The organism is Kribbella rubisoli, from assembly GCF_004217145.1.
Taxonomy (GTDB): Bacteria; Actinomycetota; Actinomycetes; order Propionibacteriales; family Kribbellaceae; genus Kribbella; species Kribbella rubisoli.
In genome coordinates, this window is record NZ_SHKR01000014.1 from 281,746 (window position 1) to 301,806 (window position 20,061).

A 20,061-nucleotide genomic window follows, 5' to 3' on the forward strand; every position below is an offset into this window, starting at 1 on the left:
ACGGCTGCACCTGGTTTCCCGCTCCCAGGAGAGTGCATTGAAGAAGTTGTGGTTCGCAGCGCTTATCGCTGCGGCGCTGGCAGTCGTTACGGTCGCAATGCCCGTGATCGCCAACGAGAACAAGGCGACGACCGCCGCCAGGTCCGTGACGGCCGAGCAGGCCGCGTCCCGGGTGCTGCCGTCGCACCGGCCAGGAAAGACGACCACGACTCCCGGCAAGCCACAGCCGAAGGCCACTCGCTCCACGGCCGCGCCTTCGAAGAAGCCCGGCGCGTCGACGACGCCGACCAAGAAGCCGACAGCCACCCCCACCGAGCCGGTCGAGCCCAAGCTCCCCACGACCCCCACCGTGGACTCGGACGAGGCCGGCCCGGCTGTCGCGGGTCCTTGCGTCGGCACGGTGATCGAGCCCGGCGACAACGCACAGTCGATCGTGAACTCCAAGCCGGCCGGTACGACGTTCTGCTTCGCGGCCGGCCTGCACCGGATCAGCTCGACCATCCGCCCGAAGGCGAACCAGGTGCTCGCGAGCGCCAAGCGCGCCGTCCTGACCGGGTCGGTTCCGCTGACCGGCTGGGCGAAATCCGGCTCCGCATGGGTAGTGCGCGGCGCGCTGCCGGCGGCGTACGGCAAGAGCGGTGAGTGCGAGGACAACAAGGCGAACATCTGCTACCTGCGGGAGCAGCTGTTCCTCGACGACGTCCATCTGACCCGGGTCGCGAGCGTCTCGGCGGTCAAGGCCGGCACGTTCTACGCGGACTACGCGGCCAACGCGATCTACCTCGGCAGCAACCCGGTCGGGCACGCGGTGGAGATGTCGAAGACGGCGACAGCGATCGAGTCGAACGCGACCGGGGTCGTCGTACGCGGTCTGACCATCGAGCACTTCGCCAGCGCACCGCAGGCCGGCGCGCTTGTCTCAGGACCGGGCTGGAAGGTCACCGCCAACGACGTCCGCTGGAACCACGCGGTCGGCGTGATGCTGGTGAAGGCCAACAGCACCAAGGTCGACAAGAACCTGATCCAGTACAACGGCCAGCTCGGCCTCGGCCAGTACAGCTCGGCCGCGGCGGCCGTCACCGGCAACATCATCACCTCGAACAACACCGACGGCTTCTGGATCGCCGACTGGGAGTCCGGCGGCATCAAGTCCACCCGCTCGTCCGGCACGGTCAGCGGCAACGTGATCAAGTCCAACAAGGGCGTCGGGATGTGGGCCGACGTCGCCGACGACGGCCGGGTGATCAGCGGCAACCAGATCGTCGGGAACGCCGCGGACGGCATCCGTTACGAGATCAGCCGCAACGGCACGATCGAGGGCAACACGGTCACCGGCAACGGCTTCGGCACCGGACGCGGCTCGGGTACGTCGCTGTGGGACGGCGGCGGGATCAACATCAACACCTCGTCCGGCATCACGATCAAGGGCAACAAGGTCTCGGGCAACGTCAACGGCATTGCGATCCAGTCCCGGACCCGCGGCACCGGCCCGTGGGGCACGTACCTGCTCCGCGACGTACAGGTCACCGGGAACACGATCGAGATGACCGCCGGCACGCAGGCGACCGGCATGGTCCAGAACGCCGGCGCCGCCGTACCGGCCGGTGAAGTCGTTTTCAGCGGCAACAAGTACGTGCTGGACGACCTCGGCACGCAGCGGTTCAGCCGGTTCGGCACGAAGCTCACCGCCGCCGGGTGGCAGTCGGCCGGGCTCGATGCCATCGGCACCTTCCTTGCGAACTGATCGCTTGCTCACCGCAACATATTTGTGCGCTACGTATTGCCATGACTACGTGATGTAGGGGTAATCTGCAAAGCGAAGCCGCGCCATGGGGGGTGCGCTCAGGGCTCACCTGTGCCACCGGAGGCTCCGCAATGAAGAGAGCAGTTCTGGCAATAGTTGCAATCGGCACCAGTCTGGTTGCCCCTGGCCCCCTGCCCGCGCAGGCGGCCACGACACCCGTGACACCGCCCGCGGACGGCACGTTCCGCAGCGGACCCGCGCTGGCGCCGACGTGCAGCGGGGTCACGATCAAGACCACCGACAACGCCGCCCAGGTCGTCGACGACTGGCCCGCCGGTACGACGTTCTGTTTCGCGTCCGGCCTGCATCGGATCTCCGAAACGATCCACCCCAAGGCCGACCAGGTGCTCGCGAGCGACGACGGCGCCGTACTCACGGGGTCCATGCGGCTGACGAAGTGGACTCTCTCCAACGCCGCCTGGGTGACGACGGGCGTGCTGCCACCGGCATACCCGCAGACCGGGCAGTGCGAGGACAACAAGGCCAACATCTGCTACCTGGCCGAGCAGGTGTTCTACGACGGCAAACACCTGACCCGGGTGGCCTCCCGCGACAAGGTTGCCCGCGGCACCTTCTACGCCGACTACGCCGCGAACGCGATCTACCTCGGCGACATCCCGGCCGGCCATGCGGTGGAGATGTCGAGTACGCCGACCGCGATCGCGCCCGGAGGCAACAACGTCACCGTGCGCGGCCTGACCGTCGAGCACTTCGCCACTCCCCCACAGGGCGGAGCGGTCGTTCTCGGCCTCGGCTGGCACGTGTTCGCGAACGAGCTCCGCTGGAACCACGCCATCGGCGCGATGCTGCAGAACGCGGACAGCGCCGTACTCGAGAAGAACTGGATCCACGACAACGGTCAGCTCGGCGTAGGGCAGTACAGCACGCTGAAGGGCACGATCGCGGCCAACGACATCAGCGACAACAACACCGACGGCTTCTGGATCGCCGACTGGGAGTCCGGCGGCGTCAAGACGACCTGGTCGAGCGGCGGTTCGGTGACCGGCAACCTGATCCAGGACAATCGCGGCATCGGGCTGTGGAGCGACGCGTACGACGACAGCCGCACGTTCAGCAACAACCAGATCATCGACAACGCGGCCGACGGGATCCGCTACGAGATCGGCCGCAACGGCGTGATCGTGGGCAACTCGATCAGCGGCAACGGCTTCGGCACCGGCCGCGGTTCGGGTACGTCGTTATGGGACGGCGGCGGGATCAACGTCAACACCTCGTCGAACGTCCAGGTCCGGGACAACGTGGTCGCGAACAACGTCAACGGGATCTCGATCCAGTCCCGCACCCGCGGCTCCGGCCCGTGGGGCACCAACGTGCTCCGCGACATCGTTGTCTCCGGCAACCAGGTGACGATGCGCGGCGGAACCACCGCGACCGGCATGGTGCAGAACTCCGGCGCGGCGATCCCGGCGGGCGAGGTCAGCCTGGACAACAACGTGTACATCCTCGACAGCCTCGCCGCCGAACGGTTCCAGAAGACCGGTCAGTGGTACACCGCGCAGCAGTGGCGAGCGACCGGTCAGGACGCCGCGAGCGCGTTCACCATCGGCAGGGCGATCCTGGACGCGACCGGCGTACTAACGATCCTCCCAACCAACTAACCCCACCACGCCACCGCCGCAACCACCACCGCCGCCACCACCGCCGCCACCACCGCCACCACGGCCCCGCCGCCCTGCACGGACGTCTCAGGGGTCAACCCCTGAGGTTGCCGGTTGACACCTCGCCTACAGGCAGGCAAACCGGCAATCCGAGGGGTTGACCCCTGAGACGTCCGTCCAGCGAACACGGGTCCGGGGCGGGTCGAGCTGACGTCCGCCCAGCGAACACGGGATCCGGAGCGGGCCGAGCTGACGTCCGCCCAGCGAACACGGGTTCCGGAGCGGGTCGAGCTGACGTCCGTCCAGCGGGCACGGGGTCCGGAGCGGGTCGAGCTGGCGGCCAGGCAGCGGGTGGGGAACGGATCGGACAACGGAGACACCGCGATGAGACCGGCCAGCCCTGAGGCAGGGGCTGCTGCGGTTGCGCTCCCGGTCGCGACCTCGACGACCGCTGCGGTTGGGACTCAGGTGGCGAGGGCGCTGACGTGCTCGACCAGCAGTTCGCGGAACACGGCTGAGTCACGCAGGTCGGGAGTGAACACGGAGTCCACGGCGAGCAACGCGTCGACCACCTTGGCCGGCTCGGAAACGCCCGCCACCGCAGCCTTCAGCTTGTCCGCCTGCGGGTCGTCGAGATCCGGCGTCCGCAGTACGTAGACCATCCAGGCGGCGACGGCGAGCGAGATCGTGCGCGGCTCGGCGCCGGCGGCCAGGCGGTCGCGGACGGTGCCGAGCATGCGGACGGGCAGCTTGACCGAGCCGTCCATCGCGACCTGGCGGGTCCGGTGCTTCAGAGCCGGGTTCGCGAACCGCTCCAGCACACTCGCGCCGTACGCCGTGAGGTCGAGCCCGTCCGGCGGCGTCAGCGTCGGTACGACGTCGTCGGTCATCAGCGCCTGCGACAACCGGGACAGCTCTTCGTCGCGGACTGCCTCGGCGATCGTCTCGTAGCCGCGCAGTGCACCGAGGTAGGCGAGCATCGAGTGGGTGGCGTTGAGCATCCGCAGCTTGGCCTGCTCCCACGGCGCTACGTCTGTGGTGAGGACGGCGCCGCCGCGCTCCCACGCGGGTCGGTCGCCGGCGAAGTCGTTCTCGATCACCCATTGCAGGAAGGGCTCTGCGACCACCACAGCCTCGTCCCGTACGCCGAGCAGCCGCGCCGCCTCCGCACGGTCGTCCTCGGTCGTGGCGGGCACGATCCGGTCGACCATGCTGGCCGGGAACCTCGTCGCCTCGAACGTCTCCGGGACCTTGCCCAGGGCATCGAAGTAGTCAGTCACCAGCTTGCGCAGGAACGGGCCGTTGGCAACCAGGTTGTCGCAGGACACGATCGTCAGCGGCTCCTCGCGCCGCGCGATCCCCGCGACGAGCTGGCCGACGACCGTCCGCGGCGGACGGCCGGTCAGGTCGGCCTGGATCTCCGGGTCGTCCAGATTCAGCCCGGTGCCGGACGCGCGGTAGCCCTTCTCCGTGACGGTCAGCGTCACCACGGTGACCGCCGGGTCCGCGATCCGCGCGACCACCGCGTCCGGGTCCTCCGGCGCCGTGAGTACGTCGCGGATGCTGCCGACGACCTGGACGGTCGGATCACCGAGCCCGCGCTCCAGAACGGAGTACAACCCGTCCTGCGGTGCCAGCTGGTCGCGGACGGTGGCGGAGCGCTGGCTGACGCCCGCGATCCCCCACCGCGTCTCGCCGGTGGCAACCGCCGCCCGCTCGGTCACCACCGCCTGGTGGGCCCGGTGGAACGCGCCGAGGCCGAGGTGGACGATGCCGACCGACAGCGCGTGCGGGTCGACGGCGGGTACGACGGGAAGGTTGGTGAGACTCAGCCTGGTCAAGCCAGAGCACCTTTCTCTGTGTGTGGTGCTGGTCCGGTGCTGTCCCGGACGATCAGTTCCCCGTGCAGTTCTCCGTGCAGTCCTCCGTGGGTGCCGGCCGAGGTGGCCGCGCTCTCCGGGTCGTCGAGCATCGTGAGCAGCAACTCCACGGCGATCCGGCCGGCCTCCTGCTTGGGCAGGCGGACCGTGGTCAGAGCCGGTCGGGCCATCGACGACATCGCGATGTCGTCGACGCCGACCACGCTCAGGTCGCCGGGGACCGCGAGTCCGCGGGCGTGCAGACGCGCCAGCAGGCCGATCGCGACGAGGTCGTTGTAGGCGACGACGGCGGTGGCGCCGGTCGCGATCACCTGGTCGGCGGCGGCCATGCCGCCTTCGTACGTCGGGGCGAAGTTGCCTACCGGGGCGAGCGTCGCGCGCAGTTCCTCGACCGCGTTGCGGAGGCCGAGGCCGCGGTGCTGGGTGGACCAGGAGGTGGCCGGTCCGCCGACCCAGGCGATCCGGTGGTGGCCGAGGGCAACAAGATGGGCGACGGCCTGGCGCATGCCGCCCTCGTTGTCGTAGGTGACGCCCGGGATCCCCTCGGCGGCACGGTTGACCAGGACGACGGTGGTGTCCTGGGCGATGGCCGCGAGTTCGTCGCTGCTGGCGCGGGGCGAGCACAGGATGACACCGTCGACCTGCTTGGACAACGCCCGGACGAGCCCGGCCTCGGCGGCCGGGTCCTCGTCGGTGTCCGCGACGAAGACGGCGACGTCGTGGCGGCGGGCACGTGCCTGCACGCCTTTGGTGACGCTCGCGAAGAACGGGTTGGCGAGATCCGGCACGACCAGACCGATGGTCCCGGTCCGCCCGGTGATCAGTCCGCGAGCCGCCCGATTGGGCTCGTACCCCAACTGCTCAACCGCAGCCGCAACCCGCGCCCGCGTAGCCGCATTCACCATCCCCGGCAACGACAACGCCCGCGAAACGGTCGAGGCCGACACCCCGGCCAACCGGGCCACATCCCGAATAGTCGCCGCCACGCCACCGTTCCCTTCCAGTCGGGGTTGAGTTTGCAATCGGTTGCAGGTTATGTCAAGCGGTCAGGGTGTGGACGGCTGCTTGTGCTGACAAGAGCCGCCTGCAATCCTTTGCAGGATACGTTTCAGCCCATCGCATCGGAGGACCCATGTCGAAGGCCCTGCAGCCTCATCCGGATCGTGCTTTGCCGGCCGGAGAGGCGCGTGATGTCGCCCGGCGGATTCACGCCTCGACGAAGGACCTGCCGCTGCTCTGCCTGCACGGGCACGTCGACATCGGGCTGTTCGCCACCGACGCACCGTTCGGCGACCCGGCCGAGCTGCTCGTCGTACCGGACCACTACGTGACCCGGATGCTGGTCTCCCAGGGCATCTCCCCCGACAAGCTCGGTCTCCCCCGCCGCGACGGCAAGAAGACCGCCCAAGAGACGGCACAGCCGCGGGAGATCTGGCGTGAGTTCTGCGCGAACTGGCACCTGTTCCTCGGCACCCCGAGCCGCTACTGGCTCGAGCACGAGTTCGCCGAGGTCCTCGGCATCACCGTGCACCCGTCCGCCGACAACGCCGACGAGCTGTACGACCAGATCAGCGCACGCCTCGCCGAGCCCGAGTTCCGCCCACGGGCCCTGCTCGACCGCTTCAACATCGAGCTGATCTCCACCACCGACGCAGCCACCGACGACCTAGCCCAGCACGCGAAGCTCGCCGCGGACCTCCCCGGCCGGGTCGTCCCGACCTTCCGCCCCGACGCCGTCGCGCACCCCGACCGCGCCGGCTGGCCAGAACTCATCGCCCAACTCGGGACCTTGGCCGACGTCGACACCACGACGTACGACGGATTCCTGGCAGCGATCCGGCAAAGGAGGCAGGCGTTCGTCGCGGCCGGTGCACGGGCCACAGACCACGGTCACTTGAGCGCAGCCGCCGTACCGCTGTCGGATGCGGAAGCGAGCCGGATCTACACGAGTGCGTTGAAGGGTGACGTGACCGCCGACGACGCGGCGGCGTTCGCCGGAAACATGCTCTACCAGTCGGCAGTGATGTCGGCCGAGGACGGCCTCGTCATGCAGTTGCACCCCGGCGTCCTGCGCGACCACGACCCGGCGATCTTCGCGACGTACGGCCCGGACCAGGGGCACGACATCCCCGTGACGACCGAGTTCACGCGATCGTTGCGGCCGCTGCTCGAGCGGTTCGGGCACGCGGACGGCTTCCGGATCGTGCTCTTCACCGTCGACGAGACCGTCTACTCCCGGGAGCTCGCGCCGCTGGCCGGGGTCTACCCGGCCGTCCGGCTGGGCGCGCCGTGGTGGTTCCTGGACAGCCCCGACGGCATGCGGCGGTTCCGTGAGCTCGTGACCGAGACGGCGGGCTTCTACAACATGTCCGGTTTCGTGGACGACACCCGTGCGTACCTGTCGATCCCGGCCCGCCACGACCTGGCCCGACGCATCGACGCCGGCTACCTCGCCAACCTCGTCGTACAGCACCGCCTCGACGAGGACGACGCGTTCACCGTCGCGAAGGCACTCGCCTACGACCTCGCGAAGGACACGTACCTCTAGAGCAGGTAGTCTCACGCAGATCTGTTCGCCGGGGGCGGGTGAAGGGACCTGGATGAGGCGTGGGGTTGTCGCGACCGCTGGTGTCGCGCTGCTGATGGTGTCGGGCTGCTCGGGCAAAACCGAGCCGCCCAGGTCAGCGCCGTCGGCGACCACCACAGTCACCGTCCCCACCGCTCCCCCGACCGCAGCGGCCGCCGTACTCGGACCAACCGGCCCGAGTACGGCGAAGCCCTGCGAAGGCACAAGCATCCCGGTGGGCACCGATCCCCAGCCGATCATCGACGCAGCCTCACCATCGACAGTCTTCTGCTTCGCGAAGGGCATCCACCGGATCACGCGGCCCATCCACCCCCGCAGCGGAGACACACTTGGCGGCGAACCGGGAGCGGTCCTCAGTGGATCCATCCGGTTGACCGGCTGGAAGCAGTCCGGGGCTGCGTGGGTGGTGCAGGGGGTGCTGCCCGAGGCGTACCCGCTGAAGGGGCAGTGCGAGGACAACAAGACCAAGCCCTGCCAGCTCGGCGAGCAGCTGTTCCAGGACGGCAACCACCTGACCCGCGTGATGAGTCTGAGCCAGCTCAAGCCAGGCACGTTCTTCGGTGACTACAAGGCCAACGCCCTCTACCTGGGCGACGAGCCGACCGGCCATGTCATCGAGATGGCCAAGACCCAGACCGCGATCGACAAGTCCGCGGACAACGTCACCGTGACCGGCCTGACCATCCAGCAGTTCGCGAGCCGCCCGCAGGCCGGCGCATTGCAGGCCGGCGCCGGCTGGAAGGTGACCGCGAACGAGGTCCGCTGGAACCACGCCGTCGGCATCATGGTGATCGAGGGCGACAACACCGTGGTCAGCCGCAACACCGTCGCCGACAACGGGCAGCTCGGCATCGGGCAGTACAAGTCGGCCGGCGTGAAGATCACCGCGAACCTGGTCACCCGTAACAACACCGACGGCTTCTGGATCGCGGACTGGGAGTCCGGCGGGATCAAGTCCACCCGCTCGTCCGGCGAGGTCAGCGGCAACGACATCATCGCGAACCGCGGCATCGGCATGTGGAGCGACATCGCGGAGTACGACCGCCGGATCACCGGGAACCGGATCCGCGACAACGCGGCGGACGGCATCCGCTACGAGATCAGCTACTCCGCCGTGATCGACCAGAACGTTGTCGAGCACAACGGCTTCGGCACCGGCCGCGGTTCGGGCGGCACGCTCTGGGACGGCGGCGGTATCAACGTCAACACGTCCTCCGACGTCCAGGTCCGCGGCAACCTGATCAAGGACAACCGCAACGCCCTGTCGATCCAGTCCCGTACGCGCGGCGACGGTCCGCGCGGCACCTACGTCCTGCGCAACGTCCTCGTCGAGGGCAACCTGGTCGTGACGAGCGACGCGGCGTCGTCGCTCGGCGTGGTGGAGAACAAGCGCTCCCCGACGCAGCCCGGCGCGATCACGTTCCGCCGCAACAGCTACCAGGGCGCGGACCACTTCGCCTACCGGGGCAAGACCATGACCTGGTCGGAGTGGCAGCAGTCCGGCTTCGACCAGGACTCAGTGAGCAGCTGAGCCCGCCAGCTGTGACGCCGTCCGTCTTCGATGCCGGATCCGGTCGGCGTCGCAGATGGCGGCGGCGACCAGCAGATGCACGGTCATCGACGACAGGTCGGACAGACCGCTCTCGTTGAGCGAGGCTGCGGTGACATAGGCCAGCAGCAGCGCGCCACTGGCCTTGATGTACGGCGTGGGCGCGCGGAGGACCGAGACCCACGCGACGATCAGCGCGACCGCGACGATCGCGACCGCCAGTAGACCGGTCTCCCAGTAGAGCCCGAGCCAGCTGTTGTCGATCGCCATCACGTCGACGTCACCCTCGCCACGGGTCAGCAGGACCCGTTTGTTGCCGAGGCCGTGGCCGATGATCGCGGTCTGCGTCGACACCTTCTCGTCCACGACCGCCTGCCAACTCGTCGTACGGCCGCTCAACGAGGTGATCTGCCGCGTGCCCTGACCGCGCAGCAGCCAGGTGTGCAGTGACCCGATGGTCAGGAACGCGAGCCCGATCAACGCAGGGACCACGAGGCACGCAATCCGGCCGAGCCAGGTCTTGCGGGTGATGATGAGGGCCACCACGAGCCCGAACGCGAGCGCGGCCGCCGACGTCCGGGTCCGGCTGGCCGCGATCAGGACGCCGCCCAGCCCGATCAGCGCGACGGCCGGCAGGGTCGACAGCTTCCGGCAGACCAGCCCGATCAACGCCAACCCGGCCAGGATCGCCCCGACCTCGCCGACGCGCGGCGGCAGCATCGGGATGATGACGCCCTGCAGTCGCGACCCCGTGCCCAGCGAGCTCAGCGGCCGCCAAGCCTGGCCCGGATCGTAGACAAGGCTCAGTACGACGGTTGCCGCCAGCAACAGGTGGGCCCACAGATGGGCCCGGACCAGTCGCTCTGGCACCTGGACCAGCGGTCTCCACAGGAGGAAGACGAACACCAGCCCGATCAGGAACCGGGCCAACCTGGTCAACGGCCCCATCGGTTGGGCCAGCAGGAAGGCTGTCGCACACGCGAACAGCACATACATGACGTACAGCCAGCTGGCCGGATTCACCCGGGTCCGGAAACCCGGCTTGGTCGCCGCGAGCGCAACCAGGAAGACCACCCCGAGGAGCACACCCTTCGCGATGCTGTTCGTGGACCCGGTGGTGCCCTGCGGCGCCGCGACCCGCGACGACCAGGGCTGGACGCCGAGCACGAACAGGCACCACAGCATGAGCCAGAACCAGGCCGGCCGTTCGATCTCGCCCTCGACCGTCCCCGGCACCGCCGGGGCCAATCGATTCGCGCGCGAGTAGGTGCTCTGCATCAGCGCATCGGCGGAGCCGAGTCCAGCGGCTTGTAGTTCAGCGGGATCCCGAGCGTCTCGTCCTGTGACGCCGCCCCGATCAGTACGACGCCGAGCACCGGCGCGCCCGCGAACTGCAGCGCACCGGTCAGCCGCGCGACGTCCATCTCCTTGTCGAGGCCGACCTGGACCACCAGCACGGACGCGTCGACCGCGGCGGCCAGCGGCGTGATGCCGTGCCGTCCGACCGAGGCCGGACCGTGGATCACGACGGAGTAACCCGGCGGCAGGTCCGCGACGATGCCCGGGACCAGCGACGGGCCGACCGCCTCGGCGGTCTCCTCGTGGTTCAGGCCCGGCGGCAGGACGTACAGGTCCGCGACCGTGCCCGGGCGGAACAGCTTGCGGGCCCGGATCGCCCGGGTCGCGGCCGGCTCCATCACCAGGTCGGTGAGTCCTTCATGCCCGGTGAGGTGCGGCAACACCGGCGTACCTTCGATGTCGGCGAGGACCAGCAGGGTCTCCCGGCCGTCGCGAGCGTTCGCCTCGGCCATGGCGAGCGCGATGCCGGCCGAGTTCGGCGTGGGCGAAGCCGAGACCACCAGCAGTGCCCCCGGACCGCCGCCGGCGAACGCGCGCGGGCTCAGCTCGCGACGCGCCAGCGCACCACTCGCCTCGGCCCCCAGCGCGGTGATCTCGTACTGCGGGAGCTCCGGAGCCGACCGCTGCCAGAACCGGCGGCGATGGCCCTCGGAGGCCGCGATCACGGGCGAACTCGTCGCCCGCGCCGCCTGGTCGCGGGTCAGGATGTACGGCGTCAGGTGGGACCGCAGCAGCGCGAGACCGAAGCCGAGCACCAGACCGAGGATCCCGCCGACGAGGATGTCGCGGGCAACGATCGGCGACGAGCTCGCGGTGTCGGTCGTTGCCGGGGTCACCAATTGGCTCCCGGCGCCGACCGTGGCGAGCGCCTTGAGCATCGCGGCCGCGTCGTCAGCCGCCTGCCGCGCCTCGGTCGCGAGGCCGACCCGCTGGTCGCGCAGCGCCGCCGCGGTCTGGTTGTCGCCGCGGCCGACCGCCTCGTCGATCTGGCTGACCAGGCTGCGGGACTGCTGGGTGGCCGTCTTCGACCGGGCCTGCGCCTGCTCCGCCAGGTTGGTGAGCAGTGCCTTGGCCTCGGTGTTGCGCTGCGCCAGGTAGATGCTCGCGATCGCGTTCGCCCGATCGACCGCCTTCTGCGCCGTCGGCCCGTCGGTCGTGACCAGGTAGGCGTTGTCGGTGACCGCCTTCACCCGGGTCACCGACGCCAGGTCCTGGATCGTCTTGTCGTCGGTCGGCATGCCGAGCTGCTTCACCACGGCGGCCAGCAGCGTCGGGCTGGCCATCACGCGGGCCTGGGTTTCGGCCGGCAGGTCCATCCCGAGCGGGCCGGTCTTGTCGGCGCCGTCGGACAGCTTCCCGACCAGGGCCGGCGGCACGGCCGGGCCGATCACCAGCTGGCTCGAGGCGGTCCAGCGGGTCGTCTGGGAGAGGGCGAACACGGAGGCGCCGAGCAATCCGAGCACGATGCAGCCCATGATCAGCCACTTCTGCCGCAGCAGAGACTGAGCGGTTTCCCGCCAGACCACGGTGCCGGGTTCCATTGCCTACCTCACGCTCCCTCGCCAACGCTCGGACGCCAGCGCCTCAGGATATAGGCACCGGAATGTGATCACAGCATCTCCTCCGGTGCCCTACTCTCTTCTCGGGGGAATCTGGGGTTTTCATTTTTATGTCCAAGGGGGGACATCGCAGCATGACGAAGACACGTCTGTTCACGCGGCTGGGGGTCGTGGGCACTCTGCTCGCCGGTGCGCTGGTGGTGGCGTTCGCGCCGCCCGCGCAGAGCACCGAGGCCTCGCTCTCGGCGGTCAACAGCTCGACCTGGCAGACCAACGCCAGCGTCCAGGGCATCGCCGTCGCCGCCGGGAAGGCGTACGCCGGAGGCCGTTTCACCAGCGTCCGTCCGCCGGGCGCCGCTGCCGGGACCGGCGAGGTCGCGCAGGCTTACCTGGCCGCGTTCGACGCGACCACCGGCGCACTGGTCACCGCGTTCAACCCGGTGCTGAACGGGCAGGTCTACGCCGTGGCCGCCTCCGCGGACGGCTCGCGGATCTTCGTCGGGGGCGACTTCACCACGGTCAACGGCCAGACCCGCAACCGGATCGCCGCCTTCGACACCGCAACCGGCGCACTGGTCTCGAACTGGAAGCCGTCCGTGTCCTACCGGGTCAAGACGATCGCCGTCTCCGGTACGACGGTGTACTTCGGCGGCTCGTTCGGCCTGGTGAACGGCCTGACCCGCAACCGGCTCGCCGCGGTGACGACCGACACCGCCACGCTGCTGCCGTGGGCGCCGGACGTGAACGGCGACGTGTACGCCGTCGACGCGGCGGATGACGCGTCCAAGGTGTACGCCGGCGGCCAGTTCAGCACCGTCAACGGCACCAACCAGAACACCGTGACGAGCCTCGACCCGGTGAGCGGCGCAGTACTGCCCTTCCCGGGCGCCTCCGCCGTACCGCCGCCGAACGGGTCCTGCACGACCCGGGTGAAGTCGATCGACGCAAGCGGCGACACCGTGTACTTCGGGAACGGCGGTGACGGCGGCGGCTGCTTCGACGGCACCTGGGCAGTCGACATCGCGACGAACACGCTGAAGTGGAAGAACCAGTGCCTCGGCGCGACCGAAGCGGTCAAGGTCGTCAACGGCTGGCTGTACAAGGGCTCGCACGCCCACGACTGCGCCAACCAGGGCGCCGGTGGCTTCCCGCAGGGCTTCGACTACCGCTTCCTGCTCAGCGAGAAGCTGTCCGACGGCTCGCTCGGCCCGTGGTACCCGAACACCGACGCGGACCCGAACAGCGCGACCAACGTCGGCCCGCTGGCGTTCGCGACCAACGGCAACGACCTCTGGGCCGGCGGCGACTTCCTGCACGTCAACGGGGTCGCGCAGCAGGGTCTGACGCACTTCACCAACGCTGCCCCGGGTGCGGCACCGGCCAAGCCGGCCAAGCTGCTCCCGTACAGCGTCCAGCCGGGCGTCGTACAGATCCACTTCCCGACCGTGGTCGACAACGACGACAGCACGCTGACCTACCGGCTGCTGAAGGGGTTCAGCAACACCACGATCGCGACCTGGACGGCCAAGTCCACGCCGTGGGACCGGCCGTGGCTGAGCTACACCGACACGTCCTCGGCGCCAGGTGAGTCCACCAACTACCGCATCGAGGTCACCGACGGCGTGACGGCGGTTCGCGGCAACTACTCCGACCCGATCACGGTCGCTTCGGCCGCATCGACGGCGTACGACCAGATCGTCAACGCCGACGGGCCGCAGGCGTACTGGCGACTCGGTGAAGCGGCCGGTACGACGACGTCGGTCGACGGCTCCGGTCAGAGCAACAACGGCACGTTCACCGGCGTGACGCTCGGCGGCGCGGGTGCGATCGCCGGCAACACGGCGATGACGACCAGCTCGTCCACCGGCCGGATGGTCGGCGAGAAGGGGTACAGCTTCCCGCAGCAGTTCACGGTCGAGGCCTGGGTGAAGCAGAGCGGTGTCGGCCGCGGCGGCCGGATCATCGGCTTCGGTAACGGGAAGACCCAGAGCAGCCCGCTCAACGACCGGATGCTGTACATGCGGACCAACGGCTCGATCGTCTTCGGCGTCAACGACGGCAGCCAGCGCACGCTGACCAGCCCGTCGGGCAAGAACGACGGCCAGTGGCACCACGTGGTCGGCACGTTCGACAACGGGATGATGAAGCTGTACGTCGACGGCGTCCTCAGCGGCAGCTCGCTGGTGGGTCAGGCGTCGCTGTACTACGGCTGGTGGCGGGTCGGCTACGACCTCACGAACTCGTGGCCCGGCGGCGGTGCGACCCAGACCGGCATGGGGATCGACGAGGCGGCGGTCTACCCGTACGCACTGACACCGGTACAGGTCCAAAACCACTACGCAGCAAAGTGAAAAGGCCGCTTTCTGCAAGGTTTGGCACAAACCTATAACGCGGTTGGGAGGCCCGCTTCCGGTGGGCCTCCCACAGCGGTAATGTCCGCCGCTGGTGCGTGATGAGGCACGCGCTGTACGACCCCCGCCTGTCGAAGGACATAAATGAAGAAGTTAGTGCTGGCCCTTGTCACCGCAGCGGCTGTCGTGGCCGCGGCGTTGATTCCCTCGGGACCGCCGGTGGAGGCGGCGACTCCGGGCTTCGCATCCGCCGTATCCGCGATCAAGCAGCCGTCGTGGCAGACCAACAACAGCGTGAACGCCCTGGCCATCGCCGGGAACACCGTGTACGCCGGCGGTCTGTTCACCAGGCTCCGGCAGCCGGGCATGGCGTCGGGTCAGGCGCCTGAGACTCTCCGCAGCTACGTCGCCGCCTTCGACCGGACCACCGGGAAGCCGACCGCGTTCGCGCCGACCGTGAACGGTCCGGTCTACGCGATCGCCACCAGCCCGGACGGCAAGTGGGTCGTGATCGGCGGCGACTTCACCATGGTCAACGGCCTGCGTCGCAGCAAGATCGCGATGTTCAGCGTCGCCACCGGCAAGATCGTGCAGGCCTGGGACCCGGTGGTCGCGGCCCGCGTGAAGGCACTGGCGATCTACGGCAACAGCGTGTTCATCGGCGGCGCGTTCGGCAAGATCGACGGGGCCGTCCGCAACCGGCTCGGCGCGGTCCGGCTGATCCAGGGCGACCTGCTGCCGTGGAACCCGAACGCGAACAACGACGTGTACGCGCTCGACGTGTCCGACAACGGCACCCGGGTCTTCGCGGGCGGCCCGTTCAGCACGATCAACGGCAAGGACCACTACTCGCTGGCGATGCTGAACAACACCACCGGCGCGGCCTTCGACTTCCCGGCGGCGGCCGCGATCCCGAAGCCGACCGCGACCTGCACCACGCGCGTGAAGGACATCGACACGCTCGGCGACAACGTGTACGTCTCCAACGGCGGTGACGGCGGCGGCTGCTACGACGGCGTCCTCGCGGCGCAGGTCTCGACCGGCAAGCTGCTGTGGCAGAACAAGTGCCTGGGTGCGACCGAGGCGATCAAGGCGATCGGCAACTGGCTCTACAAGGGCTCCCACGCCCACGACTGCTCGTCGTCGCCGAACGGCTTCGCCAACGGCAGCGGGACGCACTACCTGCTGGTCGAGAGCGCGATCAACGGCAATCTCGGACCGTGGTTCCCGAACACCGACGCGAACCTGAAGAGCACCACGAAGGTCGGCCCGCTGGCGATGGCCGGTACCGCGACCGACCTGTGGGTCGGCGGTGACTTCCTGCACGTGAACGGCCAGATCCAGGTCGGCATCACCCGGTTCACGAACACGCCGGGCGGCGCGGCTCCCGCCGTACCGAAGGCGCCGACGCTGAGTGCGACAACGTCCGGCCGGGTCTACGTGACGTACTCCGACGTGTACGACCTGGACAACCTGTCGCTGACGTACAACGTGTTCCGCGGTTCGCTGAACGTCGGGTCGACCGCCCACACGTCGTACTTCTGGCAGGCGCGGAAGTCCTACCAGGTGGTGGATCGCGGCCTCAAGCGCGGCTCGACATACGCGTACCACATCGAGGTCCACGACGGACGAAACATCATGAAGGGCGCCACCGCGAGCGTAAAGATCCCTTAACGCGGGATCGGCGCGGCCCGCACCTCCAGCCGCACCCCCACCTTTGAACGTCTCAGGGGTCAACCCCGCTGCTTGACGGTTGGACCGGAAGATTCTTCCTGCGCAACCGACAATCAGCGGGGTTGACCCCTGAGACGTACGTGGGTGGGGTGGGTCGGCTCGGCCTGGGTGGGGTGGGTCGGCTCGGCCTGGGTGGGGTGGGCCGGCTCGGGTTGTCCACAGGGCTCGGGTTCGGGGATGCGCCGGACGGCGCCGATCGCCGATCCTTGCGGGATGAATCCGATGCTCGCCGTGGTCGCCGCAAGCCAGGGTGGCGTGTTCAGCCGGGCGCAGGCCTTCGCGTGCGGGTACACGCCGCGCGGGGTCAGGGACCGGGTCCGAGCTGGACGATGGTTGCGGGTGCGCTACGGGCAGTACGCCGAAGCCGGCGACCTGAGCCGCCTGCCTCCCTGGGAGCGGGAGTTGGCCCGACATCGACTCCTGGTGTACGCCGTCATGAACGCGATGCGCCCCGGAGCCGTTGCCGTCAGCCACCAATCGTCCCTGCTCCTGCACGGACTACCTTTGTGGGGCGTCGACCTGTCAGAGGTGCACCTCAGTCGCCTGGACGTCCGCAGGCACAGCGGCCCCGTCGCGGGGGTCCGATATCACCGGGGCGTTCTGACACCCGACGACCTCGTAGCGGTCGGAGCTCTGACCGCGACGGCCTTGCCCAGAGCTGTCGTCGAATCCGCCTGCGTCGCGTCGTTCGAGTCCGGCGTGATCTTCGCTGATGCGGCACTTCGCGATGGCGGCGTCGACCAGGACGATCTGAACCGGCTGCTTCGACTCACCGAGTTCTGGCCGGGAAGCGCCACAGCCCGGGCCGCGCTCAGCTTCGCGAGCGGCCGGTCGGAGTCGGTCGGAGAGTCTCGGATGCGGGTCCTGATGCACAACCAGGGGCTGCCCGCGCCGGAGCTCCAGGTCGTCTACCGCGATCGGGACGGGATCATCGGGCGTGTCGATTTCGACTTCTCCGAGTACAACACCGTCGTCGAGTTCGACGGAAGGCTGAAGTACACCGGCGCTTCGAGCGACGTACTCGTCGAGGAGAAGATCCGCGAGGACCGATTGCGTGCGGCCGGACTCGAGATCGTGCGCACCATGTGGCCGGACCTGGACCATCCGGCCCGGACCGCCGCTGCGATCCGAGCCGCCTTCGCCCGATCCCGCCGTACCGCCTGACCCGCCGTACCGCCTGACCCGCCGTACCGCCTGACCCGCCGTACCGCCTGACCCGCCGTACCGCCTGACCCGCCGTACGGCGTGATCGCCATCCCCGGCCCGTTCGGACCTCTGCCGCTGGCCGGCCCGGGTTCGTCTGAGGGGTCAACCCCTGAGGCGGTCGGTTGGCCCACCTGAGTCCGAGGGGCCAACCGACCTGCTTGGGGGTTGACCCCTGAGACGGACACGGGAGTGCCCGGGCGGGGTGGGCTGCGTGGGCCGGGGTCGGCGGGGTGGGTTAGGCGGCCGGGTGGGGGTTAGGCGGCGGGTGGGGTTAGGCCGCGGGGTGGGGTTAGGCCGCGGGGTGGGGTTAGGCCGCGGGGTGGGGTTAGGCGGCGGGGTGGGGGTCAGCGGTGCGGCGGTGGGCGGCGATGGCTCGGTGGGCCTCGTTCCACCACAGCAGCAATGTGGTGAACGAGGCGCCGGCCAGGCCCCAGGCCGCGCCCTTCGGGCCCCAGAGGAAGGCGCCGCCGACGCCGCAGGTGATCAGGATGACCGACGAGATCAGGCGGACGCGCAGGCCGCGAGTGGCAGCGGTCAGGGCTCGCATGATGGCGAAGGCACCGGCGTTCGAAGCGCCGAGCGCCTGCAGCAGGATGACCGGGATCAGGACGCTGTGTGCCTGCGTCCACACGCCCGGACCGAGCAGTTCACGGCCGACAACGGCCGGTAGCAAGAGGAAGACAGCCCCCCAGGCCAGCGCGCCGGCGCCGACGCCGAACGAGATGGCCAGGCCCACGAGCCACAGCCGGCGGTACGAATGCCGCAGAGCACGGGCAGCTTCGGGCACGGAGATCATCCGGATGCCCTGGTTCAGCACGTTGACGGGACCGAGCAGCACCTGGGCGCCGCGGATGCCCGCAGTGGCGACCAGGCCGGCGGCCGCTGTGATGCCGAGCATGTAGACCTGGATCGTGCCTGAGACCGCGAGCATCTCCCCGACGTACTTCGGGCTCAGGTCCCAGTTTCGCTTCACCCATTCACGAATCAGCTGCCGCCGCGGCGCCACGCCGGCCTGGAACCGGCCGGCTATCGCGGCGATGACCGCACCGAGTCCCCAGCCGAACGTGAGGCTGAACGCCGACGTCGTACCGGTCAGGTAGAGGCCGCCGAAGATCGCGAGCATCGCCAGCAACCAGATCAGGTCGTTCACGAACGCCTTGGTGCCCTCGCCCACGACGAAGAAGGCCCAGCGCCAGGCATCCTGCAGCAGCAATCCCGGCATCGTCACCGCGAAGGCGATCAGCACTCCCCTGGACGGGACGCCCGGGAACGCCGCGATGGCCAGGCCGACCACCATCGCCAGAAGGCCTGTCAGCAAGGCGGTTGCCGTGCTCGCCCGGACCGCGCGCTGCCATTCAGGCGTGCGATCGCCGGAATGGCGGACGGCGAGGGGTTCGGTGGAGACTGCCCGGGACACGTTGAGGGCGATCGTGTAGCCGCCGAAGGCCAGCGCGTAGACACCGAAGTCGGCGACCGTGCTCGAGCGCGCGACGACGACCCCGACCGCCAGGTTGCTGAGACTCGACAGCGCCTGGTCGGCCAAACCCCAACTGGCACGGCTGGCCGGTCCGGCCAGCCGACGCAACTTCGGCCGCCGGAACTTCACCGGCTCACTCTAGAGCGGACGCGGCGGATGACGGAGGACACCCACGAGGAAACGCGGGATGCCCAGCACGTAGCGCTTCCAGAGCCGGCGCGGCTCCTTGTACAGCCGGTAGCTCCACTCCAGCCCCGCGCGCTGCATCCACAGCGGTGCACGCTCCAGCCGGCCGGTGTGGAAGTCGAACGCCGCCCCGACGCCGATCAGGATCGTCGCGTTCAGCCGGTCGCGGTGGTCGGCCATCCAGCGCTCCTGCTTCGGCGCGCCGAGCCCGACCCAGATGATGTCCGGCCGCGCCTCGTTCATCCGGGCGACCGCGGCCGCGTCCTCGGCCTCGGTCAGCGGCCGGTACGGCGGGCACTCGGTGCCGACGACCTTCAACGCCGGGTGACGCTCCTGGAAGACCTTACGCAGCTCCTCGGCGACACCCTCGGCGCCGCCGTAGAAGTACTGCGTCCAGCCGCGCCCGGCCGCCTCGGCCATCACGCGCTCGAGCAGGTCCGGCCCGGCGACCCGGTCCATCTGCTCGAACCCGGCCTTCTGGCCCGCCCAGACCAGCGGCATACCGTCCGGGACCGTCAGCCCGGCGGTGTTGTAGACCTCGGTGAGCCGCTCGTCGGCACGCGCGTGCAGCAGCGCGTTCATGTCCGTGACGCAGACCAGCTCGCGCGCCTCGTCGTCGATCCAGCGGGCGAACGTCGCAACCGTGTGGTCCGGATTGGTGATGCTGACATGGATGCCGAGGACATCGACCCGCTCGGCCACAGTCGACACAGCCGACCCAGTTGTCGCCGCGGTCTGCATATCGGTCAT

Annotated in this window: 13 protein-coding genes; 7 read left to right on the forward strand and 6 right to left on the reverse strand. The window is 69.2% G+C overall.

Annotated elements, in window-relative coordinates:
* Nucleotides 1-37: 37 nt before the first annotated feature.
* Both EV645_RS26950 and EV645_RS26955 read left to right on the forward strand, forming a co-directional pair.
* Nucleotides 38-1,744: a right-handed parallel beta-helix repeat-containing protein gene (locus EV645_RS26950; RefSeq protein ID WP_242000684.1), complete on the forward strand. Its 1,707-nt coding sequence runs from the start codon at nt 38-40 to the stop codon at nt 1,742-1,744.
* A gap of 131 nt (nt 1,745-1,875) precedes the next feature.
* Nucleotides 1,876-3,423, forward strand: a complete 1,548-nt coding sequence (locus EV645_RS26955) for a right-handed parallel beta-helix repeat-containing protein (RefSeq protein WP_130446810.1) — start codon at nt 1,876-1,878, stop codon at nt 3,421-3,423.
* Nucleotides 3,424-3,887: 464 nt separating this feature from the next.
* Here the strand turns inward: EV645_RS26955 and EV645_RS26960 are convergent, their stop codons facing one another.
* Both EV645_RS26960 and EV645_RS26965 read right to left on the reverse strand, forming a co-directional pair.
* Nucleotides 3,888-5,264, reverse strand: a complete 1,377-nt coding sequence (locus EV645_RS26960) for a mannitol dehydrogenase family protein (protein WP_130446811.1) — start codon at nt 5,262-5,264, stop codon at nt 3,888-3,890.
* Complete coding sequence (locus EV645_RS26965) at nt 5,261-6,289, reverse strand: LacI family DNA-binding transcriptional regulator (RefSeq protein ID WP_130446812.1); 1,029 nt, start codon at nt 6,287-6,289, stop codon at nt 5,261-5,263. The genes EV645_RS26960 and EV645_RS26965 overlap by 4 nt, the downstream gene beginning before the upstream one ends.
* A gap of 146 nt (nt 6,290-6,435) precedes the next feature.
* Between EV645_RS26965 and uxaC the strand changes: the two genes are divergently transcribed.
* Entirely contained in the window at nt 6,436-7,851 is a 1,416-nt protein-coding gene (gene uxaC / locus EV645_RS26970; protein ID WP_130446813.1) for a glucuronate isomerase, read from the forward strand.
* A 52-nt stretch (nt 7,852-7,903) separates the two neighbouring features.
* Nucleotides 7,904-9,421: a right-handed parallel beta-helix repeat-containing protein gene (locus EV645_RS26975; protein WP_242000685.1), complete on the forward strand. Its 1,518-nt coding sequence runs from the start codon at nt 7,904-7,906 to the stop codon at nt 9,419-9,421.
* On the opposite strand, the gene EV645_RS26980 is transcribed toward EV645_RS26975, so the two are convergent.
* Together EV645_RS26980 and EV645_RS26985 are read right to left on the reverse strand one after the other, a co-directional pair.
* Complete coding sequence (locus tag EV645_RS26980) at nt 9,407-10,717, reverse strand: O-antigen ligase family protein (protein WP_242000686.1); 1,311 nt, start codon at nt 10,715-10,717, stop codon at nt 9,407-9,409. The genes EV645_RS26975 and EV645_RS26980 overlap by 15 nt on opposite strands.
* Nucleotides 10,717-12,339 carry a Wzz/FepE/Etk N-terminal domain-containing protein gene (locus tag EV645_RS26985; protein ID WP_130446814.1) on the reverse strand — a complete coding sequence of 541 codons (1,623 nt, stop codon included), beginning with the start codon at nt 12,337-12,339 and terminating at the stop codon, nt 10,717-10,719. The genes EV645_RS26980 and EV645_RS26985 overlap by 1 nt, the downstream gene beginning before the upstream one ends.
* 152 nt (nt 12,340-12,491) lie before the next feature.
* Between EV645_RS26985 and EV645_RS26990 the strand changes: the two genes are divergently transcribed.
* The 3 genes from EV645_RS26990 (at nt 12,492) to EV645_RS27000 (ending at nt 17,606) form a co-directional block, all read left to right on the forward strand.
* On the forward strand, nt 12,492-14,708 hold the full coding sequence (locus tag EV645_RS26990; RefSeq protein WP_130446815.1) for a LamG domain-containing protein: 2,217 nt from the start codon (nt 12,492-12,494) through the stop codon (nt 14,706-14,708).
* Between the two features lie 144 nt (nt 14,709-14,852).
* A complete protein-coding gene (locus EV645_RS26995; RefSeq protein WP_130446816.1) occupies nt 14,853-16,382 on the forward strand; it encodes a WD40 repeat domain-containing protein in 1,530 nt (509 codons plus the stop codon).
* A 273-nt stretch (nt 16,383-16,655) separates the two neighbouring features.
* On the forward strand, nt 16,656-17,606 hold the full coding sequence (locus EV645_RS27000; protein ID WP_157997158.1) for a type IV toxin-antitoxin system AbiEi family antitoxin domain-containing protein: 951 nt from the start codon (nt 16,656-16,658) through the stop codon (nt 17,604-17,606).
* 367 nt (nt 17,607-17,973) lie between these two features.
* On the opposite strand, the gene EV645_RS27005 is transcribed toward EV645_RS27000, so the two are convergent.
* Both EV645_RS27005 and EV645_RS27010 read right to left on the reverse strand, forming a co-directional pair.
* Nucleotides 17,974-19,254, reverse strand: a complete 1,281-nt coding sequence (locus tag EV645_RS27005; protein WP_242000687.1) for an MATE family efflux transporter — start codon at nt 19,252-19,254, stop codon at nt 17,974-17,976.
* 9 nt (nt 19,255-19,263) lie between these two features.
* Entirely contained in the window at nt 19,264-20,061 is a 798-nt protein-coding gene (locus EV645_RS27010) for a WecB/TagA/CpsF family glycosyltransferase (RefSeq protein WP_242000688.1), read from the reverse strand.